Source organism: Flexistipes sp. (assembly GCF_036172515.1).
Classification (GTDB): domain Bacteria; phylum Chrysiogenota; class Deferribacteres; order Deferribacterales; family Flexistipitaceae; genus Flexistipes.
The window spans coordinates 68,358-84,326 of record NZ_JAXKVW010000003.1 but is presented as its reverse complement, the minus strand read 5'-3'; the positions used below and the strand labels follow the sequence as shown (position 1 = coordinate 84,326).

The window sequence follows — 15,969 nt, the reverse complement described above, 5'->3', positions numbered from 1 at the left end:
ACTATGCTTTAATTATAAACAAAAAAAGGTGCATATGAGAATCCTTATTATATCCGATACACATACGGATTCAATAAAAAAACTCCCGAAAAAGATATTGGCTGAACTTAGCAAAGCAGATTTGGTGGTTCATGCCGGCGATTACACCGACTTCAGACTTTACAAAGAGCTTGAAGAGGACTCAGCATCATTTGCCGGTGTAAAAGGGAATATGGATATGCAGACCGAATTTCAGTCGGTGCCCGGCAAGATGGATTTTGAATGCGGAAATTATAAAATTGGCATTTCACACGGATCCGGCGCACCCCACAACATCATCAACCGTCTTATGTATTTGCATGAAGCTACTGATATAATAATATTCGGACATACACATTCCCCGGCTCACAAAAAAGTCAACGGCAAAATATTTATTAACCCGGGCAGTCTCAGTCAAAACAGGTGGGGGAATGACAAAACATACGCCATCCTTGAAATTGATAACGGTTCTTATGATTTGCAAATAAAAAGTGTAGAGGAATAATATGCGGATAGCTATTGTGGGAGCAGGCAGCTCCGGAATGTTTGCGGCTTATAAGCTTATGCAAAACAATAATTTTTCCATTGATCTGTATGATAAAGGCAGTGATATTTATAAAAGAACACGCAAGGAAGTAATGAGCGGCTTCGGAGGAGCAGGTGCCTATTCTGATGGTAAGCTTACACTGACAACTGAATTCGGGGGGTGGCTTACTGAATTTGTCCCTGAATACAAACTAGAAAAACTGATAGAGGAAGCTGATTCCATATGGAAGAGTGTGAGCGGTGTGGATACTCTTGAAAGTACTTCCAATTACGAAAAAATCAAAGACCTCGAATACATGTGCACCCGACACACGTTAAGGCTTTATGCAGCCAAAATCAGACATTTGGGTACAGACAACTGTATTAAGGCTATAAAAAAACTTTATGAAATTCTTAACAGTCAATCCAATGTTAACATTTACTGCAACAAGCAGGTATCGGACATAATCATTGATAATGGCTCTGCCAAGGGAGTTGTTACAGAAGATAAAGAAATAAATTATTATGATAAAATAATACTGGCAGTGGGCAGAAGCGGCAATTCCTGGATGCACGAAATCGCACAGAAATATAATATATCTTCATCTATCAATCCGGTGGACATAGGTGTAAGGGTGGAAATCCCAAGGGCGGTTTCCGATCATTTCACAAATAATCTCTATGAATTCAAGATAAAACACTTTTCAACAGAATTTGAAGACGAAGTCCGGACATTCTGTGTGAATCCGGGTGGCTATGTGGCGATGGAAGAAAATGAAAACGGGCTTTTAACCGTAAACGGTCACTGTTACAAAAACAAAAAAAGCAGCAACACAAATTTTGCACTGCTCGTTTCCACAAAATTTACAGAGCCTTTCAGAGAACCCGTTAAATACGGGCAGTATATAGCTTACCTTGCAAACATGCTCAGCGGCCAAAGTGTCATAGTACAGAGATTCGGAGATTTGGAAAGGGGAAGACGCTCCACAACCAGCAGAATAGCCAAAAATTTTGTCCAGCCGACACTTAAAAACGCCATGCCCGGGGATCTCTCTTTTGTACTGCCCTACAGGTATCTAACCGACCTGAAGGAAACGATATACAGGCTTGATAAGATAATGCCGGGGATAGCCGATCCCAATACACTTCTGTACGGAGTGGAAGTAAAATTTTATTCACTGCGTATTGATGTTGATGAAAATTTAAAATCGAAAAGTATAGAAAATCTCTACTGTATAGGCGACGGTGCTGGAATCACGAGGGGTATTATACAGGCATCCACATCGGGAATCATTGCAGCAGAAGATATTAAAAATCAATACGAGAAAGAATACATATCTAATGAATAAACAACTAACGCTTGGCTGTATTGCACGCCTTGGCCCTTTTAATGACTTCATCCCTCAAAAGCTGAGCCACATCCTCGGGCTCCACCCCTCTTTCGCGGGCTTCTTCAGATATGGCATGTACCAAGTCTTTCTTTTGCGGTTTATCCACAGCACATTGTACTGTCATCGTCGTACCGCAGGAGCAGTTTCTAAACGCAATTACATCGTGCAAATCCTGTGAGTCAATAAGCTGCAGACTGTGATCCTTTGAGTGTACAGGTATGATTGTGTGAGTTAGGAAATCCTGAAATGTATCAAAATACCTGCCGCAGCAGCTGCACTTTTTGGGAAACTGTTTTTCACAGGCATCAAGCATAATTTCAACAAATTCTTCAATTTTTTTTCTCTTTTTGTTTTCTTCCATATGCATCATCACCATGTTCAATATATTTAACGTAATTTAATGAGTAAAATATAAAAATGCAACAATTTCCTTTCGTTGCAAAAATAATTTTACAATCAATTTTTTCAAGTTCTTACTCCCACATTTACTTCCACTTTGCACTTGTTACTCGGCCCTTGAGACTTAATATATAGCAAATCTTTCACCAATAAACTACTCAACTAATAACCAATATACAAATTACGACTTCTCCATCTCACCAACAAATTGTCATAGCTATTAAAAAAATGAGAAGGGGCAAAAATTACATATCACTTGACTTAAATCCTATTAATTGCAATAACTCATTCTTAAAAATATTTAACGGTTTATCTATAATGAAAAAAGTTTTTTTATACACATTGCCCGTACTAATGGGGTATATCCCGTTAGGCATAGCATTCGGCATTCTTTCTGTTGAGAGCGGAATTTCTTTTGCAGCCACAGTAATAATGAGCATTGTGGTATTTGCCGGAGCAGGGCAGTTTTTGGCGGTTTCCCTTCTCAGTGCCCATGCCGGGTATTTTGAAATAGCGCTCGGTACTTTTCTGCTGAATTTAAGACACTTCTTTTACGGAATCACAATAATGGACGAGCTGAAAGATTTTGGCATGAAGAAGTTTTACATCATTTTCGGGCTCACAGATGAAACATTTGCACTTTTAAAAGCGTGGAAAAGAGAGGAAGACAAGGAAAAAACCTTTTTCCGGATTGCCCTTTTCGATCACCTATACTGGGTTACCGGAACAATTATAGGTGCAGCCGCTGCTTCTACAATTTCTTTTAACTCCAGTGGTATCGAGTTTTCACTGACTGTACTGTTTGTGGTGCTTACAATTGATCTTCTCAGACAGCAGAAAAATTTCAAAACTTTCTTCACAGCATGTATAATAGGTATTTTGTCATTAATGTTTATCTCTGCAGATAAAATGCTGATTACCTCCCTTACATTAGGGGTCATTGTGATGTTCATTATGAGAGGTTTTGTGGATGAGTAGCGGTTATTTATATTTCTCCATTCTTTTATGTGCTTTATTTACCTTTCTTACCCGTATTCTGGCATTCATCGTTTTCTCTAAAGTAAAACCAAATCCCACCATGGATTATTTAAAAAGGAACCTTCCCGTAATGATAATGACCATCCTAATCTTTTATGCACTCTCGGGAACAAACTGGGACCATACCAAAGGGATACCGGAAATATCGGCAATAGCACTGTCTGCAGTGTTACATCTGAAAATGAAAAATGCCCTGATAAGCATCTTTTTATCAACAGCCTTTTATATGATATTTTTACAGTCGATTTTTTAGACTGAAACTCTGAACAATATTTTACCCATTTAAAATATCCAACTTTTTAGCAACACAGCCATTTTTAACAACTACACTTTCATATCCCGGAATCATAATATTGAATGATAAATCCCGTGACCGCTCCGTGCAAATAACATCCACAGAAACTCCTTCATCATCTTTCACAACGGCAACCTCCACTTTGCCGCCGGGAACAGGCGTAGGTCCGAAAGATATTGTTTTACCCGTTTCTATCCATTGGGCAAAAATACCCGAACCAACAATTATTTCGTCTTTTTCTTCTCTGACAAAAATGTTTTTAATCATCATAATCCATTCTGCAGATGCCCATCCGTGTTGCCCGTCTCCCATGCAGCCGCCTTTTGTTTGTGGATGTATAGCTTCCGGCCACTGTCCGGTGGGTGAAGCAAGCCCGGCCACATTATATACCAGATCTTCATACTCTTTATCTCCGGCTCTGAGCAGAGATTGTGCAATTGCCAGTGTCAGATATATGTTTACCCCTGAATGAATCATATTTTGGAAGAATGCCCCTTCATAAAAAGAGGTCTCTTCAAGGAGCTCTATGGTTTTCATTATTTTGGAATCCGCGGGCGGGGTTATCTGCAGCGGATAATCGGCCACCAGCGAACCCACAGCTCCGGAATCAATTCTCCTGTAAGGGGAAGCCGGAACACCACCCTGTGATTTAGCTGAAGGAATTGAGTTTATTGTATCGAATATGGTTTTTTCATATTCATCAGCTACTTCTTTGAATTTATTTTTGATATCTGCAAACTCCTCGTCCTCGCCAATAATCTCATCAACAGCTCTCAAACCGGCCAGTGCCCAAAAATTATCCCAATAATAATAATCATTCGGGCCTAAATGCTCTGCACTGAATCCAGCCGGCAGAAGACTGTTATGCATTTTACCGTCTGCATTTTTAATCCTTTTATTGCATAACCATTCTGCACCTTTTGCCATAGAACGGACAAAATCTTTTTTATACTTAACATTTCTGATTTGCTTTATTCTGTTTGCTATCCATAAAACCTGACCATTTGAGTCCCATTCGCCTTCCTGAGACCTGAAATAGCCGGAGTGTTTCTGTTTCTCCGGAAATTTTAGAAGCATATTATATGCTCTGTCTGTTAGACCGGCAGCAAGCAGTGCATTCATCATCAGGCAGGCATCTCTAAACCAGAATCTTTTATAGGTGTAAGGTCCCGGGTAAGCTTCGCCAGACGTTAAAAGTAAAAGAGTCCTTACAGAAGCGTCATAAAGAAATTGAATCTTTTCATCCGGAATATTGAGTTTTGCTGTTTCACTTATTAAACTGTTCCATTCACCGGCAACATTGACAGATGGGTAAATTTCTTTTTTCCTGCTTTTACATTTAAGGGGCAAACTGACTGAAAGTTCCGATTCATTTTCATCCAAAGTAAATACAGCTGCAGCAGTTGCCATCCCAATATTACAAATGACAGAATTACCGCTCTCTTCACCATTGATTTTATAGTAAACATCCCCGTCGTGATAATCAGAAAAAAATATTTTATCAGGAATTTTGTCAAAATACACTTTAGATGATTCATTAACAAGAAAGTTATTACCGGCTCTCTCATATTCAATCTTTTCCACAAACTGCACACCTTCCGCATTATACGGTCTTATAGAACAGATGATTTTATCACCCTTTTCACCGGAAACTTTGACATCGCTGAAAATAGTGTATTTGCCGTTTTTACCTTCAACGAATATATCAGAGGAGATTTTTCTTTGGCCTTCCTTCGTTTCTGTTTTCACCCTGATATTATCTTCATATTCCAGTGTTTGATGTACATTGTCCATCTGTGCGGGTATCAGCATATTGCCGTCATTTTTTAACAGCCAGAAATCGATTGACCATCCGTCATAATAAGGTGTTAAAAGTCCCCGTGGATCAACAATAGGATAATGCGGTTCATTAGGAGAGCCCACAGCAGTCCAGTTGCGATGAGTTAAATTGATATGGCTGAAAGAAAACCCCCTTGGTATGAATGACTCGTCTTCCGGTCTGAACTGCTTGTTTATCCAGTATGGCCAGACCCAATCCAAATTGTATTGTATAGCCCTTGTATTAACCAACCCTCTTGCATGAAAAAGAACGCCTGCTCTTATAAGCTCAATAGGTTCCTGAACCTCCGAAGGATGCCCGAATCTTCTTAATTTCGCCATTAAGGTGAGTGGATCCATAAAACCGTGGGATTTGGCTGCTCTTTTTATTATAAATCTCCACGGAAGCCACCTCATTATCATGCAACACCACCTTTCAGCATTTAATTTTCTTTCTTTGTTATAAGCTTATAATATCTTTCTTTCAGCTTCCTCATAACAAAATAAAAAATGGGAAACAATATAAAAAGTGCAAAAAGCATCCGGTAATCAAGGCTTGAGGCAGCCTCACCTAAAATAACAAACGGTGCCCCTAAAACTGATTGAATTATCCAGCCTATAATAAAATAATATCTGAATGGAATACCTGAAGCGGGAAGCAGATAGTTTTTCACTGCATAAGGCACCACCGGAAGAATCATAAATATAAAAGTGTATTCAAGGTGCTTCTCAGAGGATATATCAAAGATTCTGAATCTGCTTGCCAATGGTGAATGTTTTATTTTTTCCCGGAAAAACCTGTTAACAATCCAAAAAGAAAATGCAAGGTGAAGGGGAATTACAGCTACCAAAATCACGAGTCCGATAATATAATCAAATTCAATCCCAATAGCCACAAGAAGTGCTGAAAAAGGAAATCCAAGAAGAGGCAGAGCAAAAACAGAAACAATGACCAGAAGGTGTTTATATAAATCATGTTTAAAAATATTTAGTTCTATTAAGCCGCTTTTTGACAGAATGACTATTACTAATATAAAACAGATAAGTAGCAGGGCAAAATAGCGGTAAAACTTAAACTTATTGGGCACAGAATCCTCACTGCCAAAAAGATATTGTTTCAGATTATTTTATTAGAATAAGAGGCAAGAGTAAACAAATGTGACTAAATTTTTCCGTTTAAAATAAAAAATCCCACTGAAAAATATACCAAAATTTCCGCCCGCCCACTTAAGGCGTTAAGTGAGCGGGCGTAATGACGGAACTAAGTGCGAAACTTGTAATATTATTTATTCATGGAATCGAGAAATTCTTTGTTTGTCTTGGTGCCTTTAATCTTATCAAGCAGAAATTCCATTGCATCCACAGCATTCATATTGCTTAAGAACCTCCGGAGTATCCAGACCTTGTTTATCTCATCTTTTCCGAGAAGGAGCTCTTCACGCCTTGTACCGGATCTGTTAATATCGAGTGCTGGGAAAATACGTTTTTCAACTAGCCTTCTATCCAGATGAACTTCCATATTACCCGTACCTTTAAATTCTTCAAAGATAACTTCATCCATACGGGAGCCTGTATCCACAAGAGCTGTAGCAATGACCGTCAGGCTGCCGCCTTCTTCGATATTCCTGGCAGCACCAAAAAACCTTTTGGGTTTATGCAGTGCATTGGCATCCACACCACCCGACAAAACTTTACCACTGGGCGGCTCAATAGAGTTATAAGCTCTGGCAAGTCTTGTAATACTGTCCAGAAGGATACAAACGTCTCTGCCCTGCTCAACCAGTCTTTTGGCTTTATTCATAACCATCTCAGAAACCTGAACATGTCTGTAGCCGGGCTCGTCAAATGTGGAACTGATAACCTCGGCATCAACCGAACGCTGCATATCTGTTACCTCTTCAGGTCTTTCATCAATAAGCAGAATAATCATATAAACTTCAGGATGATTCGCCGTAATACTGTTGGCAATAGATTTTAAAAGCATTGTTTTCCCGGTTTTGGGCGGAGCCACCAGTAGGCCTCTCTGTCCTTTTCCCACAGGTGAAAGCATATTCATAATTCTCGTATCATAGGAAGTCGGATAAGCTTCAAGATTGAGTCTCTCTTCCGGGAAAAGAGGGGTGAGATTTTCAAAAAGGTTTCTCTGTCGTCTCGGTTTTCCATCGTTAACCGTTGTAATTTTAAGCAGCGCAAAATATTTTTCATTATCTTTTGGCGGCCTGATTTCTCCGGCTATAGTATCCCCGTTGCGAAGTCCAAAACGCCTGATTTGTGCAGGAGAGACATAAAGGTCATCCGGCCCGGGGAGATAGTTGTAATCCGTGGAGCGTAAAAAGCCGAAACCGTCCGGTAAAATCTCAAGGACACCGCGGCCGTATATCTGGCCGTTCTTTTCACTTATGGACTTTAGAATCTCAAATATAAGTTCCTGTTTCAAAAGGTTAGGAGCATCTACAATCTCTTGTTCTTCAGCAATATTAACAAGCTCTTCTATAGACTTTTTCTTAAGTTCGGATAAATTCACACAAACACCTCTGCAATTTTTTATCTATTATTTTAGATGTTTACCTTGCCATCTCAGTGGCGGTAAACACTGTTGGTACACAAAAACAAAATTTTCCTGAAACAATTTCATAAGATTATTTATTTTATCATCCAGGTTTACAAATCAGCAGAAAAACAAAACAAGTTAGATACACCTTAAATTAACTTTTATTGATTTTTGAGTTTTATTTAAGCATCGAAACGGCTGTTTCAGCGGCTCACAAGCTGAATATAGATGTATAAATAACTGCAAGTTAAACCGTTGTCAAGCTTTTTGTAAAGAATTCAGCCGCAAAAAAACAAGTCACAGTTGTATTTCTCTGCCGTAAATTTTCATAAGTACTTCCCTTGCCGTCTCTTCTACAGACTTATTTGTCGTATCAACTATATGCCATTGTCTGTGCTTATCTTTCAATGCATACATAAACTCCACTTCTTCCAGGATATTGTTAATATTTGTATATTTGCTCATAGTTCTGTAATGTTTCAAACGCTCAATACGAATTTTCTGCAGTATATCAGGCTCCATCATGAGACAGACAATTTTATTCTGATCAGCCTTATACACTTCTTCCGGAATCCCCACTTCAGGGATAACTGGTATATTCACAACCTTGTAACCCTGCTGAGCAAGAAAAAATGAAGTCGGCGTCTTTGATGTTCTTGAAAGACCTAAAATTATTATATCCGCTTCTTCAAGATTTTTAAGATTTTTACCGTCATCATGATTGATTGAAAACTCTATGGCCTCTATCCGTTTAAAATATTTACTGTCCACCTTTCTCAGCAGATTAGGATTTTCAATCGGTTCACTGTCCAAAAAAGCACTCAGTTTTTCCACCGGCGGTCCCAAAATATCATGGTGAATTATTTCCCTTTTATGGCATACCTCGTGAACCAGCCTTCTCAACGATTTCTTGGCAATGGTAAAAGCTACAAAGGCCTTGTTGCGTCCAGCTTTTTCCAGAATATTCACAATCTTGTCCTCATTATCAACCTTTGAATACACCGAAAGCTTAATCTCCGGATCCTCAAACTGAATCAGGCACGCTTTTACAATATTTATGGCACTTTGACCGGTTCCGTCTGATAATATATACACTGTTTTTTCAGCCATTATTTACCCAGCATGCTCATGAATTCTTTTTCACCTATAATATTGATATCCAATTCCTTGGCTTTATCAAGCTTAGAACCGGGAGACTCACCGCAAATTAGATAATCAAGATTACTGCTGACACCGGAAAGAACCTTTCCTCCGTTTTTTTTAATTAACTCTTCAAACTGTTTTCTCGGTCTGCTCAAACTACCGGTTATCAGGAACGTCTTCCCTTTTAAAACATCACTTTCCCTTACTCTTCTGTAAGTGAAATTAAGGCCGGCTTTTCTAAGTTTTTCTATAAGATATGTAATCTTTTCATTCCGCAGTGCTCTGAACAACCCGTCGGCAATTACAGGGCCAATATCTTCGATTTCTTCAAAATCTTTCCTCTCAGCTTTCATCATTGTGTCCATATCCCCGAATTTTTCAGATAGTATCTCAGCTGTCCTGACACCCACATTAGGCAGGCCGATTCCGAAAAGCACTTTTGAAAAAGGTTTGGATTTACTTTTGGCTATGGCTTTAATCAAATTTTCGGCAGATTTCGCACCAAAGCCTTCCAACCCCTGGAAATCCTCACTCTTTAAATCATAAATATCTGCAATTGAGTCCAACAACCCCAAATCAACAAAGCGGTCCACAATTTTTTCCCCCAAGCCTTTTATATCCATAGCGTTTCTCCCGGCAAAATGTACTATGGAAGCTTTCAAACGGGCAGGACAATCCGGGTTTGCACACTTGTAATATACATCATCCTCGTCTTTTAAAACAGCACTTCCGCATACCGGGCAGGTATCGGGAAATTTTATATCTTTTTCATCCCCTTTTCTTTCATCTTTTATAACACTCGTTACCTTCGGAATAACATCTCCGCTTTTCTCTATAAAAACATTGTCTCCTATCTTTATACCAAGCCTTTTTATTTCATCCTCATTGTGGAGTGTTGCCCTGCTTACTGTAGAGCCTGCAACCTTAACAGGCTCAAAGATTCCAACCGGAGTAACTATACCAGTCCGTCCCACCTGAAAGGAAACCCTTAAAAGCTTTGTTCGGGCATGCTCGGCAGGGTATTTATACGCCACAGCCCACCGGGGGGATTTATTCGTGCTGCCCAGTTCTTCACGGACATTGTACTCATTCACCTTTATAACCACACCATCAATTTCATAGTCCAGCTTTTGTCTTTTCTTCTCAATAAGGTTAATATATTCAAAAATTTCATCCTGTGAGGATACATGCTCAATCATTGGATTTACTTTTATTCCTATGGATTTAAGAAATTGTAAATCTTTATAATGCTCAGCATTAACCCTTCCCACATCCAAAGCATAAATATATATGTCAAGTGATCTTTCGCTGGCAATTTCAGGATTAAGAAGTTTCATGGTTCCAGCTGCTGCATTGCGTGGATTTGCAAACAGCGGCATTCCATCCTTCTCCCTTCTTTTGTTTATTTTATCAAAATTATCTTTTGATAAAAAGACTTCACCCCTCACAACAATTTTATCCTTATGCTCAATATAAAGAGGGAGTGTTTTCACAGTTTTTATGTTGTGCAGTACATCCTCACCCTGATAACCATCCCCCCGGGTGACAGCTTCTGTCAGCACACCCTTCTCATATGTCAAAGAAACGGCTGCACCGTCAATCTTAGGCTCAAGCAGAAAGGTAAAGCTGCGGGAAGAGTCCTTCTGCATTCTTGTAATAAAATTTTCAAGCTCGGATTTACTGTACGTATTATCCAGAGAGAGCATTCGGACTTCATGTGATTTAACGGCCAGTCCCGATTCAACTTTATGTCCGACTCTTTGGGTGGGTGAATAGTCGACCGTCCAGTCAGGATGTTCTTTTTCCGTCTTTTCAAGTTTTTTGTAAAGCTGGTCGTACTCATAGTCTGATATTACAGGATTATTAAATACGTAGTACCTTTTATCATGTTTAATAATTTCCTCAACAAGCTGTATATATTCTTCATATGTTTTTATTGTGCTCATTTATATCTTCTCACCAAAGCCCCTTCAGAAATACTTTCATTTACGGGAAGATAATATTCAAAATTTGGTTTTGTGCTTTCACACTCATTCATTTTATCATCATAAATCTTTTGAACCTGATACGGTGTCTCCCGCATATCAGTATCAAGAAAATGTATATTCTCATTTATTTCAAGCTTGGTTTTACAAATAAATTTTATGGTTTCTCCGTCGAACTCCGTAACAACGCCGATAAAATCACAATTCCTGTAATAGGAAGACGTACTGTAATTCATCGATTGCTCATCAGCTTTGCTGCAAAAAAAACCGGTTGTATACCCTCTGTTACTGACACTTTCCAAAAGAGGCATCCATTCTTCCGGCGCTAATTGTTCACCTCTTAACGCAGTGTCCAAAGCCTGTCTGTAAACACCGGTGACTACGCCCGTATACATTGCACTTTTCATTCTCCCTTCTATCTTCAGACTCGCAACTCCAAGATTGACAATTTCGTCAATGTATTCCAAAAGACATAAATCTCTTGAGTTATAAATAAAAGTACCTTCCTCACTCTCCACTACAGGCAAATATTCACCAGGTCTTGTTTTTTCAACAAGATAATAGTTCCACCTGCACGGATGGGTGCACTCACCGCGGTTAGCATCTTTACCGGTAAAATAATTACTGAGGACACATCGGCCGGAATGGGAAATGCACATAGCTCCGTGAACAAACATTTCTATTTCAATGCCGGTATTGTTACAGATAAAGCCAATCTCCTCCTTACTAAGTTCCCTTGCAAGTATAACCCGTGAAGCTCCCATCTCTTCCCAAAACTTAACAGACATATAGTTTACAGTATTGCTCTGGGTGCTGATATGAACAGGTATATTGATCCCGGATTGTTTTATTAAATGCAAAATTCCCGGATCACTTATTATTACAGCATCAGCGCCTATTTCGGCTAAAACCCCGATGTAGGATTTTAAATCTTCAAAATCATCATTCCGGGGGTATATGTTGGCTGTTACATACCCTTTTTTGCCTGCAGAATGCAGATAGCTTAATGCATCCTCGAGCTCAGAAATTTCGAAGTTAGCAGCTTTAGCCCGCAGACCGAAATTTTTCCCGGAAAGATAAACGGCATCCGCTCCGAAATTCACAGCTGTCCGCAGCTTTTCGAAATTGCCGGCAGGACTTAATAACTCAACATTTTTCATGATTTATCAATAATAAACCGTTTCCGATTGGAATAACAGAAGAATTTGATGGATACCTGCACTTAATCTCATTTATAAAATTTCTCAATTCCTTTACTGACTGGATATATCTGCCGGGGATTTCAGCATCTTCAAAAAGTGTGTATCCATAAAGCAGTATATCATCAAACACTACCAAAGCGTTGTTTTTCAGCTTTCTACGGATCATATGCCAGATGCCTGGATACTCCCTTTTTATTGTATCAACAAAAACAAAATCGTAATAATCTTCAGTTTTGTCAAGAAAATTTTCAGCCTTATCAAAAACAAACTCCACATTATCCGAAGGGCTGAAATGCTCCTTTGCCTTCCCCAGCCTGTCGGCATTGTAGTCAACTGCGGTAAGCTTTATTTTGTCACTAAACAGCAGGTATTTGGTCGCCACCCCGGCTCCGCATCCAAGCTCCAGAAGGTTCTTAGGTTTTTTAAGTTGCACCAGAAAACGCAAAAACTCTCCCACACTCTTATCGACCGCCGGTATTTTATTATTTAGGGAATAAGAGTATATTTTCTCGATGTCTATCGATTCATATGAGTTTAGAAAATTTTCAAGAAAAGGATACATCAATTCGCTCTGCATTTAACAGTCCTGAATAAAATTTTATACTCTGAAAATAGCATTTTTGCGGCTATCTTTCAACTAATTCCAAAATTCTATTTATCTTCAAAAAAATATACATTAAACAATCATTGATTTTTTTTAAAAACATTACAAATTAAATTGAAAAAAGAGGAAAAATGATTGACAGAAGAAATTTCATTAAACAGTCAGTATTGGCTTATACAACACTAAAATTTTTTTCTCCGCTGCATACACTTGCTGCTGAACAAAATAAATCTCTTGTAGCAATCTGCGAATCAGCTGATCACAGACGGGCAGTCAGACAGTCGGTAAAAATGGCTGGAAATATGGAAAATTTTATTTCCAAAGGGGATACAGTTGCAGTTAAGCCTAACATGGCGTGGGCCAGAAAACCTGAATATGCCGCAAATACAAACCCGGACGTTGTGGCTGAAGTTGTAAAACTCTGCTATGAAGCCGGAGCAAAAAAGGTTTATGTAACAGATAATCCGTGTAACAGCCCTAGAAGCGTTTATGCTCTCTCAAACATCCCCGCATTTGCTCAAAAGGAAGGAGCGGAAGTCTTTATACCACAAAGCAGACATTATAAAGATATGAACCTGGGTGGGAGATTCGTGGATGACTGGTCTGTTTTGGAGATATTTCATACAGCTGATAAAGTTATAAACGTGCCGGTTGCCAAACATCACGGCTCATCACGTATAACTGTTTCCATGAAAAACTGGCTCGGAGCAGTGGGAGGCTTCAGGGGGTTGCTCCATCAGAATCTCCACCAGGCAATTGTTGACTTGGCCTCCTTTTTCAAACCGACTTTGAATATAGTGGACTGCACAAGGATATTAATGTCAAACGGTCCCACCGGAGGCAGCCTTGATGATGTAAAAAGGCTAAACAGGGTGCTTGTATCCACAGACCAGGTTTCCGTTGACTCAATAGCTGCCGGATATCTCGGCACATCCGCCGAAAAAGTAGAATTTATAGGGCTTGCAGAAAAGCAGGGACTCGGAACATCTGAGAAAAACAAAATGAATGTTTTATATGAAAAAATATAGCAGATACTTAAGGCTTATATCCCAGATTTTGTTTTTGGCTCTGTTTTTCTACATTTTCTTTAATTCAATCATCGACAATTCAGGTTTCTCACTTGAGCTGAAATTAAAAAGCAAAATTGAATACATTTTCGCGATTGATCCGCTTGTAGCACTTACAACTTTTTTCAGCACATACAAACTGCCGGCTGTTTTTATTCTTTCAGCCGTCGTTATAATGCTCACGGTGATTTTCGGAAGGCTTTTCTGCGGGTGGATTTGCCCATTCGGGACAATACATCATTTTTTCAGTTTTATCGCTCATAAAATCAGGAAAGACAAATACGAAAAAACGGAATATCCAAAGTATCAAAATCTGAAATACTACATTTTTACAGCCGTTGTTATTTTATCAATTATGCGTATCAATGTCTCAGGGTATCTCGACCCGCTGAGTATTTTGGTTAAATGCTTAGCTGTTTTTTTTCTCCCGGTTGTGCTTATTATTTACAACATGAATATACTGTCAGGCAGCATGCAGGATTTTCTCTTCTATAATGTACTCGGAAGGGATAATATATATTATGAACAGGCGCCCCTGTTCGGAACCATATTTATAATTTTATTGGCTCTGAACTTTTACAGGAATCGCTTTTGGTGCAAATACCTCTGTCCTTTGGGAGGGATGCTTGGTTTGCTCAGCAAATATTCACCTTTAAAACTGCAGCACAAGGCAAACTGTAATTCATGCGGCAGCTGTTCGGACAAATGTTATGCAGATGCTCTGCCTTTCAAAAAGAACAATTTTAAATCGAGTGAATGTATGCTTTTATTTAACTGCCTCGCCGCCTGTCCTTCAGATTCGCTTTATTACGGATTAAATATAAAACCAGCTGAAATTGATCTGTCTAAACGTGCAACTGCAAAAACCCTGGGAATCGCTTTGTCCGGATTCTTTGTAATAAAAACAGGAAAAAAAGCAGTTGCTAAAACCCCACAGCTGATAAGGCCGCCTGGAAGCGTTCAGGAAAATAAATTTCTTAAAACATGCATAAGATGCGGAGCGTGCATGAAAGTATGTCCGGAGAATTTTCTCGCCCCCTCTCTTTTTGAATCAGGTATCGAAGGTTTATGGACTCCTGTGGGAAATGCCGATTACGGCTATTGTGTTTACAACTGCAATCTGTGCGGCAAAATGTGCCCTACAGGGGCAATTGAAGAATTAAGTGTGGAAGAAAAGAAAAAAACAGTAATAGCAACTGCATTCATAGATGAAAACAGATGTCTTCCCTATGCCTACGGAGTGGACTGTATTGTATGCGAAGAGCACTGTCCCACCTCACCCAAAGCAATATACTTTGACAGAGTCAAAGGCAAAAACTATAAGGGCCGTTCAAGGGAAATAAAGCAACCGAAAATTAATCCCGAGGAATGTATCGGATGCGGAATCTGCCAGTACAAGTGCCCGGTCAAAGACAAACCGGCAATTTATATGACCTCCATCAAAAACGGAGGTGTTATATTATCTTAGCCAACTAAACGCAAACGCATATTTGTTTATTGTATCGTTTCATATGGCAGAGATTTTTCTGCGCCCCCGAGCGGTTTGAAAAAATGTATGCGGCCGCTATCAGTTGTTTAGACTAATAAACCACCCCGCCGCCGGGCAAGATATGTGTAACATCCTATTTATCTATCGATGTTAGACAGTTTTTTGTCACCTCGAGCTCAGCGGAGAGGTCTCTATCTATATGCTCATAATCTCTGTTAATCTCCTTAGTGAAACTTAAGGACATATCTTTTCTTTCAATTTTTCGTATGCCTTACCGGCATCTTCGATACCCCAGCAAAACGGCCTGCCGTCCAGAGAAACATAAGGCAGGGGCAGCCTGCCCTCTACTATATTGTTAACATCCTCCAGATAGTCCAAAACTTCCGGTGTGGAAATATCAATATATTTTATATCATAATCCCTGCAGTCGTTCTTGGTCAAATA

Annotated in this window: 15 protein-coding genes; 6 read left to right on the top strand and 9 right to left on the bottom strand. The window is 39.3% G+C overall.

All coding sequences use genetic code 11. From position 1 onward, the window contains the following. The first annotated feature begins 34 nt into the window (after positions 1-34). Positions 35-523, top strand: a complete 489-nt coding sequence (locus UMU13_RS03410; protein WP_328217169.1) for a metallophosphoesterase family protein — start codon at positions 35-37, stop codon at positions 521-523. A gap of 1 nt (position 524) precedes the next feature. Next, positions 525-1,892: an NAD(P)/FAD-dependent oxidoreductase gene (locus tag UMU13_RS03405; RefSeq protein WP_328217168.1), complete on the top strand. Its 1,368-nt coding sequence runs from the start codon at positions 525-527 to the stop codon at positions 1,890-1,892. Between the two features lie 4 nt (positions 1,893-1,896). On the opposite strand, the gene UMU13_RS03400 is transcribed toward UMU13_RS03405, so the two are convergent. Further along, positions 1,897-2,295 (bottom strand): hypothetical protein, encoded by a 399-nt coding sequence (locus UMU13_RS03400; RefSeq protein WP_328217167.1) that lies wholly within the window; start codon positions 2,293-2,295, stop codon positions 1,897-1,899. Between the two features lie 356 nt (positions 2,296-2,651). On the opposite strand from UMU13_RS03400, the gene UMU13_RS03395 reads away from it, so the two are divergent. Beyond that, positions 2,652-3,311 carry an AzlC family ABC transporter permease gene (locus UMU13_RS03395; RefSeq protein WP_328217166.1) on the top strand — a complete coding sequence of 220 codons (660 nt, stop codon included), beginning with the start codon at positions 2,652-2,654 and terminating at the stop codon, positions 3,309-3,311. Then, positions 3,304-3,624, top strand: a complete 321-nt coding sequence (locus UMU13_RS03390) for a branched-chain amino acid transporter permease (protein ID WP_328217165.1) — start codon at positions 3,304-3,306, stop codon at positions 3,622-3,624. The genes UMU13_RS03395 and UMU13_RS03390 overlap by 8 nt, the downstream gene beginning before the upstream one ends. A 21-nt stretch (positions 3,625-3,645) precedes the next feature. On the opposite strand, the gene UMU13_RS03385 is transcribed toward UMU13_RS03390, so the two are convergent. The 7 genes from UMU13_RS03385 to UMU13_RS03355 all read right to left on the bottom strand — a co-directional run bounded on the left by UMU13_RS03385 (position 3,646) and on the right by UMU13_RS03355 (position 12,942). Further along, entirely contained in the window at positions 3,646-5,907 is a 2,262-nt protein-coding gene (locus UMU13_RS03385; protein WP_328217164.1) for a hypothetical protein, read from the bottom strand. A 20-nt stretch (positions 5,908-5,927) separates the two neighbouring features. Further along, entirely contained in the window at positions 5,928-6,572 is a 645-nt protein-coding gene (locus tag UMU13_RS03380; RefSeq protein ID WP_328217163.1) for a TVP38/TMEM64 family protein, read from the bottom strand. Positions 6,573-6,766: 194 nt separating this feature from the next. After that, positions 6,767-8,008, bottom strand: coding sequence for a transcription termination factor Rho (rho, locus tag UMU13_RS03375; protein ID WP_328217161.1), 1,242 nt, complete (start codon positions 8,006-8,008; stop codon positions 6,767-6,769). 324 nt (positions 8,009-8,332) lie between these two features. Next, a complete protein-coding gene (locus UMU13_RS03370) occupies positions 8,333-9,145 on the bottom strand; it encodes a pyruvate, water dikinase regulatory protein (protein WP_328217159.1) in 813 nt (270 codons plus the stop codon). Continuing rightward, on the bottom strand, positions 9,145-11,124 hold the full coding sequence (gene ligA / locus UMU13_RS03365) for an NAD-dependent DNA ligase LigA (protein ID WP_328217158.1): 1,980 nt from the start codon (positions 11,122-11,124) through the stop codon (positions 9,145-9,147). The genes UMU13_RS03370 and ligA overlap by 1 nt, the downstream gene beginning before the upstream one ends. After that, positions 11,121-12,323 (bottom strand): peptidase U32 family protein, encoded by a 1,203-nt coding sequence (locus UMU13_RS03360; protein ID WP_328217157.1) that lies wholly within the window; start codon positions 12,321-12,323, stop codon positions 11,121-11,123. Before UMU13_RS03360 ends, ligA begins: the two co-directional genes overlap by 4 nt. Then, entirely contained in the window at positions 12,310-12,942 is a 633-nt protein-coding gene (locus tag UMU13_RS03355; RefSeq protein WP_328217156.1) for an O-methyltransferase, read from the bottom strand. The genes UMU13_RS03360 and UMU13_RS03355 overlap by 14 nt, the downstream gene beginning before the upstream one ends. A 158-nt stretch (positions 12,943-13,100) precedes the next feature. Between UMU13_RS03355 and UMU13_RS03350 the strand changes: the two genes are divergently transcribed. Beyond that, positions 13,101-13,997 (top strand): DUF362 domain-containing protein, encoded by an 897-nt coding sequence (locus UMU13_RS03350; RefSeq protein ID WP_328217154.1) that lies wholly within the window; start codon positions 13,101-13,103, stop codon positions 13,995-13,997. Further along, on the top strand, positions 13,984-15,504 hold the full coding sequence (locus UMU13_RS03345; protein ID WP_328217153.1) for a 4Fe-4S binding protein: 1,521 nt from the start codon (positions 13,984-13,986) through the stop codon (positions 15,502-15,504). The genes UMU13_RS03350 and UMU13_RS03345 overlap by 14 nt, the downstream gene beginning before the upstream one ends. A gap of 255 nt (positions 15,505-15,759) precedes the next feature. On the opposite strand, the gene UMU13_RS03340 is transcribed toward UMU13_RS03345, so the two are convergent. Then, entirely contained in the window at positions 15,760-15,966 is a 207-nt protein-coding gene (locus UMU13_RS03340) for a hypothetical protein (RefSeq protein WP_013885540.1), read from the bottom strand. Positions 15,967-15,969: the final 3 nt, after the last annotated feature.